The following is a 12,561-nucleotide window of genomic DNA, read 5'->3' on the forward strand; positions in this document are numbered from 1 at the left end:
GTTATAGGTTAAAATAGTTACAAATTTTTTTATTGTGACGTTCGATAATATCGAATTCGATTCCAAAAATATCTTTTAGTATAGGTGATGTAATGACCGTATCGGTGCAGTCATTATAGCAGATTCGTCCCTCTTTTAATGCAATAATATAATCTGAAAATTGGGCTGCAAAATTGATCTCATGGATTACCAGTACGACAGTTTTACCTAAATCTTCTACCAGCCGTTGAAGAGTTTTCATGACTTGGACGGAATGTTTCATATCAAGATTATTGAGCGGTTCATCTAACAGGATATAGTCGGTATCTTGGGCAATGATCATGGCTATAAACGCACGTTGTCGTTGTCCTCCACTTAACTCATCTACAAACTGATCCTGAATATCCTGCAAATCTGAAAAAGCAATCGCTTCATCGACCTTTTTCCAATCGAGTTCACTCAACCTCCCTTTACAATACGGGAAACGACCAAAAGACACCAAATCGCGAATGGTCAGCTTCAGATCAAGGTTGTTGGCCTGTCGCAAGATGGATAACTTCTTTGCGAGTTCATTAGATCCATAATCTTTTATATCCCAATCATAAAAACTGACGCGCCCCCCGTCTTGCTGTAAGAGGCGACTCAAAATACCCAGTAAGGTACTTTTTCCGGCACCATTGGGGCCAATTAAAGAAGTAATAGCCTTAGGAGTGATGGAGCCCGATACACTGTCCAATACTGTCCTCTTGCCATATAACTTTTTGATTTCGTCAAAAATCAATGGATTATTTTTCGCGCTTTCCATAGTAAAAACATAAAATATATAGCACCTATAAAGTTGATAACAATACTTACGGTGGTTGAAAAATTGAGGACATGCTCGATCAGGAACTGCCCCAGTACGAGAAAAACACAGGACAGCATGGCGCAGAAAATCAACATTCCGCGATGTCTATGTGTTTTCAAAAGTTCATAAGTAATATTGCTTACCAAAATTCCCAGAAATGTAATCGGCCCCACCAATGCAGTAGATACCGATACCATTAAAGATATAAGCAGCAGCAGCTGTTTGATCAAACGGTTATAGTGTATACCCAGATTTATAGCTTGATCCCTTCCTAATTTGAGTACATCCAGATAAGGCATTAAACGCCATAGGTAAATCAGAGCGATCAATAATGTCACACTAGCAATCCCCAATAACTTGGTATTCATCTTTGAGAAAGAAACAAACATAAAATTTTGGATTACCGAGAACTCGTTTGGATCGATCAGGATATGCATAAACTGACTCAAAGACTGAAATAGTGCTCCCATGACCATACCGATGAGCAACAGATGAAACATATTTCGCTGTTGATTATGAAACACCAGTAAATACATAATCAGCGAAAAGAGTAGCATGAGTGCTACGGCAAAAAAGAAATTCTTTTCTTGTGAAATAGTCTGTAGCGCACTGTCCCCCATAAAAAATACGATCAAGGTCTGGAATAGAATAAAAATAGATTCATAGCCCATGATGGAAGGTGTCAGAATTCGGTTGCCGGTGATGGTCTGAAATATAATCGCAGAAATGCCCACGCTGGTCCCTACTAGGATCATAGTCGCCAAGCGAATGAAACGTCGGCTTAAGATATACTCCAGATTCCCTTTGAGGTCGTACCCTAAAAATAGTAGTATGACACAGATCAAGAAGCAGGTAAGAACAATCAATTTAGTCCGATTTTTCATCCACGCTTTCTTAAAATAAAAAACAAAAATAACAGACCTCCAATCGCACCTACAGTAACACCAATTGGAATTTCGTAGGGATAAACGATAAGTCGTCCAAAAATATCGCAGAGCAATAGGAATATAGCTCCCGATAAGGCAATAATCGGCAAGGTTTTACGAATATTATCGCCCAAAAATAAGCGGACTAAGTTAGGAATGATAAGGCCTACGAAGGGAATCACGCCAACGGTAATGACCGATACACTAACTACCATAGAAACAGTGAGCAGTCCGATATTGACAATACTGGTATAGGATAGTCCCAGATTGACGGCAAAACTGCGTCCCATTCCCGCCAAAGTAAATTTTTCAGCGTATAAATAAGCAATTGCAACAGCAGGAAGGATAAAATAGATAGCTTCATACTGCCCCTGCAATATGGCTGAAAAATCACCCAATAACCATTCCTGCACATTCTGTACAATATTATTTTTAAATGCAAAAAATGTCGATAGTGCATTGAGGATACTTCCGAACATAATCCCCACCAGAGGGATAAAGACGTTACTTTTTAATTGTATTTTACTCACAAAAAGAATAAAAAGCAATGTAAAGAGAAACGTAAATCCTAATGAAGATAATAAGCGAACAAGTAGAGATGCATCTGGAATTCCGATCATAGCCATTAAAATCCCCATTTTGGCAGCATCGAGCGCTCCGGAGGTCGTTGGAGACACAAAACGATTCTGAGAAAGCTGTTGCATGATCAAGCCTGCTATGCTACTGCCAATACCCACGAGTATAAGCGCCGCAGTACGCGGAATCCGACTAATCAAGAAGACTAACATGCCGTCCCGGTCATCCAATAGGGTCAAAAAATTAATATGACGAGCCCCAGTAAAAAGTGAGATCCAAGCCAGGATCAGCACAACAACAACCGCGGAAAGGGTCATTACTCCGCGGCGAGGTCTCTCCCCTCTCACATTTTTATTCATTTTTATTCGTTCAGCGCAGTCCATTTAATAACAAAGTCTTCGGGATTTTCTCATCAGAGATCATCCCAAAGACTGTAAGGGAAATACCTTATTATTAATCCACAATACGTGTTACCGTATCACCATTTATATCCTTGACCACAGCTTGGCCTTCAACCGGGCGGCCGCCTTTTGCTTTATTGACTACATAGGCAATACCCGTTTTAGAATCAACTTTTACGTTGTTGGGGTGGGAGCCCGTCGGCAGATCAGCGATCACCTTAAAAGTATTTGCGTCGATAATAGACGTAGTACCTGTCTGGCGATTGGCTGAGTAAATTCTACTTTTTACAGCATCGTATGCAATACCGATGGCTCCGGCTCCTGTCGGGATGCTGTGTATCAAATTACCGCTATCATCCAATACAGTTATTGTTCCCGATTTTTGATTGGCTACAAACAGATACTTTCCGTCGCTCACTATGTTTACGGGTGCCTCACCACCAGATGGGAACGTTTTCTCCACCTTGCGTGTTTTGGTATTTACCTTGGCAATGGTATTGTCACTCATGACTGTTACGTAAAGCACATTGTTATTGCCGGGCGCGAGTACCATCCCAGTAACAGTTTTTCCAATATTTTCTAAGGTATGCAGGTATTTATTCGTTTTACCGTCGATGACCCAGATACTGCTCGGATCGCCCACATCGGAAACATAAATCAGGTTATTTTTTTCATCAACCAATACTTCGCGCGTATGAGACTTTTCGCCGCCATGAGTAATGGTTGCCAACAGCTTTCCGGAGCGGATGTCTACTGCGCTTACCGAATTACTACGCGTATTCGTCGTATAAACTGTCTGGGTGTTGTTGTTTATGGCAATACCAAATGGCGGATTGTCCTTTAAACTAATGCTATCGACGACGGATAGACTCGTTGGGTCTAACTTGTAGATTGCTCCCCCGGGTGTATTTCGAGATCCTGCAGCTGTCACATAGATATGACCATCATTATTGCTGATCACGGCCTCATAAATACCCGTTCCTGCTGGAGCAGATTTGTCGACCTGTTGTGCCAAAACTTGAGCCACAGGCGCAGCAAATAGTCCAAGTAAAGCCATACTACGCAACATTTTACAGCTAAGATTATTATTGTTTTTGTTCATAAAACAAAAGATTAGAAATGAATAAATATTAAATAACTATATATGTCTTTGTCCACCAATCGTAAAACCGAACAAAAGCACGTTGCCAATAGAGGGCTCCATGTTTTCCGTGTGGATCTATATCAGTTTTGAGCAATGCAGTACCTTGTTTAGCGAAAAACGCCACAAACTTCTCCATATCCGCAGCTAGGTCTACCTTTCCCAAATATTTATCTTGACGTATCTCCCTTCGGCCGGCATAGAAATAATAAGCCTGTTGAGCCACATGCGCTTTCATATCAGTGGGCATGGCCTCGTAGCGTTCCATTAGATCGTTTCCCATCCATAGGGAAGGAGAAAAAGCGGCTACAGTTCCAAAAATCTCAGGATAGCAAAGACCGGCATAGAGCGTAATAAGTCCCCCAGCGGAACTTCCTGCCACAGCCGTATACTTTGCCGCTGTCAAGGTCCGATATTCCCGATCGATATATGGTTTAATGACTTCGATGATATCCCGAAGGTATAACAATCCCCGAGGAGCTTCCACGGTATCAAAAGGTTTTACCAAATATTCATCCAGTCGCTCATTGTACGAATCCGCATGATCTATCCCCACCACGATCGCCTTCACTTCCGCCGCATCGATCGTTTCATCTACTTTCCATTCTACTGGTCCTGCACGACCTATTGAAAATGCTTCGTCAAACAGTTGCTGGCCATCATGCATATAGATGACCGGATACATCTTATCGGTATTTTCATAACCTTCTGGAATATAGATCCAGAGCCGTCTATGGACGGCAATATTTGGCAGGTAGAAGGCTTGATCAAGTAAGTGTACCTGTGGACTTGCTGTTGATTTAGGGAATTCGTCACGCCAGTGATTAGCGCGGATACGCAGGTGCTTTTTTTCGGGCACTTCGATAGAAACTGCTTCAGCGATACGACCATCACCATAAGCAAGGCAGGACTTCCAGTCGCCCCGATTTAGTTTAACCTCCAGCGTGCCTGCAGCAACATCAGCAATGACTGCATGCAAATTCTCTCCAACATTGGGGATATTTCCGAGTTTGTATCCCGGCATAGCCCAATCATTAAAATTGCCCGTTAAATAGCATTCTGCACCGATATGATCGGGATTTGTGTTATGCACTTCAACAGTAACTTCATATTTTTTTTCATCTTTTACAGACGGCATCATCAACCTCCCTTTTACTAACTAGGCTTCCTAAAAGCTGTCGCAATTTAGACATATTCTAAATAAAATTCAAATATTATTTTTAATGAATCTAAATAAGTATATATTTGCATTCAGGGTTAATGTAAAATATTCCGAGAAATTCTTTTAAAATAACATGATAAGATCCACACTGCTTACTGGCATTTCCATATTTGCACTTCACACAACAGTTCTATTCGCTCAAGAGCATAGTACAGTGAGCGGACACATCTATGATGCAAACAAGCAGCCGGTGGTTTCAGCCACAATACGCCTTGGAGAGCTAGAAACACAGAGTGATCAACAAGGCTATTTTTCATTTGCCAAATCACCTTCAGGAAAATACCAATTAAAGGTCTCAGCATTAGGTTATGTAACTCAGGAGAAACAATTGGAGAGAAAAAATGGTCAGCAAATTACCATTGAGGTGTTATTAATTCAAACGTCTACTACGCTTGATGAGGCGCAGGTGGAAGGGCGTGCACACCAGCTTCAACGCTTACAACCCATTAAAACCACATTGATTGATGCAAGAGCCGTTTCGACGCAGGCTACAAGTTTAACCGAGCTAATGAATCGGGCACCAGGAATCCGTATTCGGCAGAGTGGTGGCACAGGCAGTAATCCAGATGTTTCGGTAAACGGCTTTCAGGGGAAAGCGATCAAATATTTTAAAGATGGTATCCCTTTGGATTATCTTGGCGATGGCTATTCTATTGCAACAATGCCCCTTGAAGCAATTGATCATATCGAAGTTTACAGAGGTATACTTCCAATTTATCTTGGCTCCGACGCACTTGGGGGAGCTATCAATCTCGTCCCGCGTAAAACCAATGGAACACAGACGAATGCCTATTACGAAATAGGCTCGTTCAATAGTCATCGGCTTGGTGTGAAAAGTAGCACGGCGAGCAAAGATAATCGTTGGTTATTTGGTGGCGAAATGTATTATAATTACGCCAAAAACAATTACAAGGCAACAGTAGAGGTACCTGACCCAATGACGAAGAATCCTGAGCTGGTCCGTTTACCTTTCTTTCATAACGGCAGCAAACATCTTTATGGGGAAATATTCGCTCAGTTACAAAATCGAATCTGGGCAGACGAGTTACGCATCAGCCTCATCGGTTTTGACCTCGCCCGTGAGCAACAGCATCCCGCCATGATGACCGATGCGTATGGTGCAGTCCGTTCCAAGCAATATACCTTGGCACCGAGTTTACGTTATAAGAAAGCCTTGCTGAATGACAAACTCCATTTTGATCAATTTGTATCATACAATAATCTACAGACCGAACGCATCGATACACTACGTGGTAGCTATGACTGGTACGGAGATTTTACACCAAAAACAACTATCGGTGAAACTCGACTACCATCCCAATCGCATATCAACGAACATCAGGTTGTATCACGCAGCAACCTTTCCTACCGGATCAATGCACAGACGCAATTAGGCTTGAACTATGTGTTTACGCAAGTTAACCGACACGGAGCAGATCCTTATGGCCCCACACTGGAAGAAACAGGACTCGATGTGCTGCAGCTCAAATCAACTTATAAAAAGCAAGTTTTGGGACTTAGTCTTGATAACTACTGGTTTGATGAAAAGCTCCAAAACCAGTTGATGGCCAAATATTACAGCTATAACGCATCGGGCATACAAAATACCTGGCTATCGGCTAACGTCGGTGAAAAAGACAAACGGACCGTCAGTGGAAACTACTGGAGTCTAGCCGATGCCATACGTTATCGTTTGAGCACCACATCACTATTCCGATTAGGGGGCGAATATACTTATCGTCTTCCTGAGCGCGAAGAACTTTTTGGCAACAATATTTTCATTGTTCCAAACTTTGAATTGAAACCTGAGCAAAGTCTCAATTTTAATCTTGGGTACCAACAAACGCTATTTTCCTCACTCGATATCGAAGCGAATGTCTTTTATCGCCGTACCAAGAATCAGATCTTATTGGTGACCATAGATGCACCAAATGCGCAATACAAAAATCAGGAAAATGTTAGGGGGTATGGTTTCGACATCGACTTAAATTACCGCTTTTGGAAAAACTACCGATTTAATACCAACGCGACCTGGACCAACCTGCGCCTTTATGGCATTACATCCGAAAAAGACCAATGGATGAACGATTCGCGCTTACGCAATACGCCATACTTTTTTGCTAATGTTGGTCTACAGGGCAGCTATGAAAATTTGTTCCGGGGTTCAGACAAACTGGACTTGTTTTTCAACTACAATTTTATGCGGGAGTTTTACCTGGAAACCATTCCTAAATCATGGGAACCAAACGGATTTTTGGGGCTATCAGGTAATGCTAACATAAACTCCAACTTGATCATACCTAATCAACATTTGTTGAATGGTGGGTTTACTTACAACCCTTCCTACCGCGGCTTTACGATTGGAGCCGAAGTGCGTAATGTGCTGAATAAAAATCTTTATGACTACTACCGGATCCAACGTGCCGGCAGAAGCTTTTATTTAAAACTTAGTTATCAAATACCATAAGTATCATGAATGCATTAAAACAAGTAAAAAAACTAGTATTATTTTCTGCAATCGGAATAATAACCGCGAGCTGCAGCAATAAAGACAGCGTCGTACCTGAGCCTACACCATCAACAGAGACCACGAAATATGTATTGATAAGTATGAGCGAAAACACGCTTAACAAACCCGGGTTTGCAACTGCATTTGATGCATTACCGAGCGGCAATATCATCAACAATGGAGCAAATAGCTTACAGGGATTTGGCTTTGGTGGCTGGCGTCCATACGGTAATTGGCTGTTAAAAATGTTCAATACTGAGTCTAATGCCTATGGGATCCAACAACTGACTGTGGATGCATCAGGTAAAATATCGAATGGCAAATTTATTGCTGGCGACAATACGACCAATGGTACCGGAAACTTTGTAATCTTAGATGAAAATAAGGGCTTTTATTGGGATGCAGCTGCACCACTAAAAATACAAACTTTCAATCCCGGGACAATGAGCCGGACCGGAGACATTGATCTGAGTGCCATTATCAACGAAAGAGGTCAAAATGAATCGGCCATAAAATACAGGTCCATCGGGCAGAAATTCTTGGCTGTTAAGCAAGGTAAGCTCTATGCCAACGTCACCTACGCCAAGACAGACGGTACTCAAAAAGGTTTTTTTGATGACTTTTTCCCGGATGTCTATATTGCAGTAATTGATATTGCCAGTAGTAAGTATGAAAAGACGATCAAAATTGAAGATACAGGATCAATCGCTTATATAAACGACAATACAATGTATGATTTTGACAGCAACGGTGATCTGTACATCGTAACGCAAGGTCGCAGTGCTACCGGTGGAAAATCTAAGATTGTCCGTATCAAGTCCGGTGAAACTGATATTGACAAAAGCTGGTCATTAAATATGGACGATATAACACCTGGTGGAAAATTTGTCTCCGTTTTTGCAAAAGATGGTAAAATCATTACTGTTATTCCCAATACCGCACTGACAGGTGGTCCTACAGGCAATATCAACTTTGAAGATGTCTGGGAATTTTACAACATTGATATTGCTACCCGCCAGCGTACGAAAATCAACGGCATCCCACCCGTCACTAATCCCGGTGCGGCCTTTTGTGCAATCGAAATCGATGGTAAAATACTGCTTCGCGCGACAACGAAAAAAGGAGACATTAACGGTTATTATGAACTGAAAGGAACACAGGCAAGCCCATTGTTCAATGTGACCGCCGGCGGATCTGTCTCAGGTCTGCATAAAATTGCCATTAAATAGTTCAATACAATATTTTATAGCCCAATATTAATTCACCTGTGGGAGTAACAAACTTCTACTCCCACTAAATTTATTCGATATGAGATTAAAATCATCCGTATTATTGTTTTCATTGCTCGCAGCGGGCAGTGTGTTTGCGCAAGGTAGGAAAGAAACTCCTGCTCCTACATATAAGATCGCATCTAATCAAAAAGTCAATGCCAGTCTATATCAATTGGCCTACAATACCACCAATGACAAAATTTATGTCGTTGGTCCTAAAGGCGGATTTAAATCCGAAAGCGATCAGTATGTGTATGTATTGTCCGGTCAGGACCTCGCTGTTGTCGATTCGATCAACATTGGTAAGAATACGCCATTTGGAATAGCCATCAACAATACAACACAGACTTTGTACGTGGGACATAGCCTGCAGCAAAGTATCAGTGCCATCGATCTGAAAACAAAAAAACAAACCCTGATCCCAAGTGGCCGAGAGAAGTCTAAGATCCGAGAGATTGCCGTAGACGAGAAAAATAATATGGTCTATGTATCAGACCACGGTGATCCATCAATCTGGGTGGTAGATGGGAGTACCAATACCTATAAAAAAACGATTACGGCGCCAGGTACTTCTCTTTTGGGACTAAATGTAGATCAGCAACGTGGTAGGCTTTACAGCAGCGATAGCGAAACAATGGAAGGAAACATACTTGTTTACGACACAAAAGACCATAAACTTGTCGGTAAATGGAAAACCTGGTCTTATTGCCCCTTGAATATCGCGGTGGACAAATCGAACAACCGCCTATTTGTAAGCCAATCTAATGACAATAACATCACGGTATTGGATGGCAAAACGGGCAATATCATCAATAAGGTCTATCTAGGCTATGATGCCTCTCCTATCGGTCTAGTATATGACAGCAAAAATGATCTCGTATATGTTGCCAATCGGAACAAAAAAGAGGTGGCTGTTGTCAATATGAAAGATTATAAAGTGATCGAACGTGTTGCTACAAAAGGTTTACCAAATACAATCGTTCTGAATGAAAAAGATGGCAGTGTGTATGTGACCAATAAAAGCTCGCGTAAAGCCGAAGAGGGTCTAGAGAATGGTGATACAGTCCAAAAGATTACAAAAATCTAATTTGTACGCCTAGTTATGCTTTCGCAAAAATTACAATTTTGCGAAAGCATATGCTATTATACATGCCGCTACCTATACATAAGAACCTATGAAAATACAATAACGAAAATCAATAAACAATACGTCAAAGTCACCGTTTTCGCTTTTTACCCCACTTACGATTATACCAAATAATACATCCAGTAATGGGTAATGAAGCACCCACTAAAGATGCAAAAGAAGCCAAAAATTTCGTTGGCATGCCACCAATAGTACCGACATGAATATCAAAATTTGCGCGATAAATTTTTTGGCCCATTGACATTTTTGCAAATGTAGATTCCCCTACAACTGCAAGATTGTTTTGGTCCAACTCGTACCAGGTTGTCAGATCATTATGCCCTGTCGTTGGGTTGAGATAAACGGTATATACATCTTTCGCTTCTTTAGGGTAATTAATTCGCACATTTTGATGTTGCATAAATCTTCGCCAAATTTCATCGTCAGGATAACGAAAGGATGTACTGAGCAATGTGGTGTCAGAAATACCTTTCTCAGGATGGTGCAATCTGGTCTTACCCCCTGTAATCAACCAATGGTAACCATCGTCAAACCATCGAAAAGTAAATACAACTCCAGTTATGGTTAGAATAATAGTAATAATAATGGAATAGAAGCCCAATACATTGTGAAGATCGATATTAACACGTTTCCAGTTCGCGTTCCATTTAATTTTAAAACTTTTATCTTTCGTCGATTTAGTCCATTTAGAGGGATACCACCAAATAAAACCAGTAATCAAAGTGATAAGGAATAGGAGACAATTAGTTCCTACAAAATAGCTTCCAAAAGGTCTAGGTAGCCAAAAGAACCGATGGCCGGCGCGAAGGAAATCATTAAATTTGGTTATTTTATCCTCATTTAACCGATGGTATAGGAGTTCTCCATGGTAAGGGTTAAGATACAGGTCATGGTAATTGCCATCTGTATCGGGGCCGTAACTCAGTAAACAACTTTTATCCTTATCCCTGTAATCCAGAGAATAGAGTTTGCCCAGACCTTTTGGAGAAATCTCTTTCGCGATTTTATCCACAGCTCTTTTTAATTCAGACGGCTGCAAAAATTCCTTGTCCATCTTTTCAACTTTTTGTCCCGGCGTAAAGACAAATACAATTTCATCCCTAAAAGTCCATATTGCAGCAGTAAAACAAACCACAAAGACGACAATTCCCGAAATAAGTCCCAGCCAGAGATGAAGCCAATTGCTGATTCTTCTGAATAGTGACTTTTTAGATTGTGCCATACGTTTTATAAAAATAGCCGCTATACGATTCGTTCAGAATAGTATAGCGACCATAGTTTATTTATTTAATTCTAAAAAGACCATTTACACCATCCACGTCATTCACTTTGATTCCTCTTTCCAGCTTTCCTGTTGCGCTATCGTAGCTATAGATATAAAAATTGCCGTCAATATCCTTTGTATTTACTGGAAAATAAACTTTCCCCTCATCTGCTAAAATATTCGGAGCAGTAGGCTGGCTTTTTGCCAAAGGCAAATCCAATTTGCTCAAGGTGCCTGAAGCCATATCCAGTACATGAAATTCCTGTACATTACCAAATCCATAAGATCCCCATGTCAGCGCTTTATCCATACGTATTCTACGGATTAAGAGTTTTCCATTTCCGGCATAACCACCCCCTAATACCGGGTCGCCATTTAATTTTTCAGAGAGATTGAAGAAGTATGTTGGATCGACTACTGAAGTTCCCTTTTTGATGCGATAGATACCGTGTGGCTTGTCCCAGTTTTGTGCTACCATTTCAAAGGGAGAAGTAAGAATGTACAGATCATCATTGTATCGGAACGTCTTCAATACACCATTTCGATCATTACCAGGACTCGTCGAGCGATTATCTTCGCTAAATACTGGATTATTCATCGCTGGGTAGTCAAATACGGCGAAATAGGCTGTGCCTGTCGCATAATTGGTTTTACCAGGTTTTACAGCAACCGGATATTTCTCGTCACCATACCAGTACCCCACATGTATTTTGCCATCTTTAACTTCAGCAAATCCAACGATAGGACCAGTTAACCCAGCTTTTGTTGGAAGATCGAACTTACCTTCTTTGGTCACTGTCATACTTTCGACATTAAGAATTTTATAAGCCCCCTGATAACCATATACCAACAAGTTCGTGTTGTCAATCCACTGATGATTATAGCGGTAGCCTTCCGCCAAAACAAAAGGAATTACTTTCACGGTCTCCAACTTTTGATTGGTATACTTGTATTTTGTCAACGTATTTTCGGCAGATTTATAGGAATAATAGTAACCATCTTTCGCCATAAAGGCCAGAAATCCCGGCTCCTGACTAGTTACATTTGCTCCCTTTCCCAAAAAAGTGATTTCGCCTGTAGAAAGCGTACTATTTTGAAAAAGATAAGTTCCTTCCGGATCCATCACAAGCCCACCTACAGCAAATGTCTTTTCGGTTTCGGGTTCAGGATCAGGATTGTCAGTTGTATTGCTTTTTTTACAAGATTGGACTGAAGTGCCTATAAAAAGCGCAGCTAGCGCCAGTATAGTAAATTTGGTCATGTTCATATGTGATAATT

The 12,561-nt window shown here is 41.0% G+C and carries 10 protein-coding genes; 3 read left to right on the forward strand and 7 right to left on the reverse strand.

Annotation, left to right across the window (positions count from 1 at the left end):
* Position 1: 1 nt before the first annotated feature.
* The 5 genes from AB1Z56_RS13480 to AB1Z56_RS13500 form a co-directional block, all read right to left on the reverse strand.
* Positions 2-784 carry an ABC transporter ATP-binding protein gene (locus AB1Z56_RS13480; RefSeq protein WP_426792332.1) on the reverse strand — a complete coding sequence of 261 codons (783 nt, stop codon included), beginning with the start codon at positions 782-784 and terminating at the stop codon, positions 2-4.
* Positions 757-1,710, reverse strand: a complete 954-nt coding sequence (locus tag AB1Z56_RS13485) for an iron chelate uptake ABC transporter family permease subunit (protein ID WP_309362753.1) — start codon at positions 1,708-1,710, stop codon at positions 757-759. Before AB1Z56_RS13485 ends, AB1Z56_RS13480 begins: the two co-directional genes overlap by 28 nt.
* A complete protein-coding gene (locus AB1Z56_RS13490; protein WP_309362752.1) occupies positions 1,707-2,687 on the reverse strand; it encodes an ABC transporter permease in 981 nt (326 codons plus the stop codon). The genes AB1Z56_RS13485 and AB1Z56_RS13490 overlap by 4 nt, the downstream gene beginning before the upstream one ends.
* Positions 2,688-2,781: 94 nt before the next feature.
* Entirely contained in the window at positions 2,782-3,831 is a 1,050-nt protein-coding gene (locus AB1Z56_RS13495; RefSeq protein WP_426792333.1) for a YncE family protein, read from the reverse strand.
* A gap of 28 nt (positions 3,832-3,859) precedes the next feature.
* The gene (locus AB1Z56_RS13500) at positions 3,860-5,011 is read right to left on the reverse strand and encodes an alpha/beta hydrolase (protein WP_426792334.1); all 1,152 of its coding nucleotides are present in this window, start codon (positions 5,009-5,011) and stop codon (positions 3,860-3,862) included.
* 154 nt (positions 5,012-5,165) lie between these two features.
* On the opposite strand from AB1Z56_RS13500, the gene AB1Z56_RS13505 reads away from it, so the two are divergent.
* The 3 genes from AB1Z56_RS13505 to AB1Z56_RS13515 all read left to right on the forward strand — a co-directional run bounded on the left by AB1Z56_RS13505 (position 5,166) and on the right by AB1Z56_RS13515 (position 9,959).
* Positions 5,166-7,559 (forward strand): TonB-dependent receptor, encoded by a 2,394-nt coding sequence (locus AB1Z56_RS13505; protein WP_426792335.1) that lies wholly within the window; start codon positions 5,166-5,168, stop codon positions 7,557-7,559.
* A gap of 5 nt (positions 7,560-7,564) precedes the next feature.
* Entirely contained in the window at positions 7,565-8,830 is a 1,266-nt protein-coding gene (locus tag AB1Z56_RS13510; protein ID WP_426792336.1) for a hypothetical protein, read from the forward strand.
* 79 nt (positions 8,831-8,909) lie between these two features.
* Positions 8,910-9,959, forward strand: a complete 1,050-nt coding sequence (locus AB1Z56_RS13515) for a YncE family protein (protein ID WP_309362747.1) — start codon at positions 8,910-8,912, stop codon at positions 9,957-9,959.
* Between the two features lie 130 nt (positions 9,960-10,089).
* Here AB1Z56_RS13515 and AB1Z56_RS13520 read toward each other — a convergent pair whose 3' ends face one another.
* Together AB1Z56_RS13520 and AB1Z56_RS13525 are read right to left on the reverse strand one after the other, a co-directional pair.
* Positions 10,090-11,241, reverse strand: coding sequence for a PepSY-associated TM helix domain-containing protein (locus AB1Z56_RS13520; protein WP_426792337.1), 1,152 nt, complete (start codon positions 11,239-11,241; stop codon positions 10,090-10,092).
* Positions 11,242-11,302: 61 nt separating this feature from the next.
* Positions 11,303-12,550 (reverse strand): DUF4374 domain-containing protein, encoded by a 1,248-nt coding sequence (locus AB1Z56_RS13525; protein WP_309362745.1) that lies wholly within the window; start codon positions 12,548-12,550, stop codon positions 11,303-11,305.
* Positions 12,551-12,561 lie beyond the last annotated feature (11 nt).

This window comes from Sphingobacterium sp. WOUb80 (genome assembly GCF_050058145.1).
GTDB lineage: Bacteria > Bacteroidota > Bacteroidia > Sphingobacteriales > Sphingobacteriaceae > Sphingobacterium.

Coding starts and splice junctions, on each gene's coding strand:
- AB1Z56_RS13480 (WP_426792332.1), bottom strand. CDS start 784: ATGGAAAGCGCGAAAAATAATCCATTGATTTTTGACGAAATCAAAAAG.
- AB1Z56_RS13485 (WP_309362753.1), bottom strand. CDS start 1,710: ATGAAAAATCGGACTAAATTGATTGTTCTTACCTGCTTCTTGATCTGT.
- AB1Z56_RS13490 (WP_309362752.1), bottom strand. CDS start 2,687: ATGAATAAAAATGTGAGAGGGGAGAGACCTCGCCGCGGAGTAATGACC.
- AB1Z56_RS13495 (WP_426792333.1), bottom strand. CDS start 3,831: ATGAACAAAAACAATAATAATCTTAGCTGTAAAATGTTGCGTAGTATG.
- AB1Z56_RS13500 (WP_426792334.1), bottom strand. CDS start 5,011: ATGATGCCGTCTGTAAAAGATGAAAAAAAATATGAAGTTACTGTTGAA.
- AB1Z56_RS13505 (WP_426792335.1), top strand. CDS start 5,166: ATGATAAGATCCACACTGCTTACTGGCATTTCCATATTTGCACTTCAC.
- AB1Z56_RS13510 (WP_426792336.1), top strand. CDS start 7,565: ATGAATGCATTAAAACAAGTAAAAAAACTAGTATTATTTTCTGCAATC.
- AB1Z56_RS13515 (WP_309362747.1), top strand. CDS start 8,910: ATGAGATTAAAATCATCCGTATTATTGTTTTCATTGCTCGCAGCGGGC.
- AB1Z56_RS13520 (WP_426792337.1), bottom strand. CDS start 11,241: ATGGCACAATCTAAAAAGTCACTATTCAGAAGAATCAGCAATTGGCTT.
- AB1Z56_RS13525 (WP_309362745.1), bottom strand. CDS start 12,550: ATGAACATGACCAAATTTACTATACTGGCGCTAGCTGCGCTTTTTATA.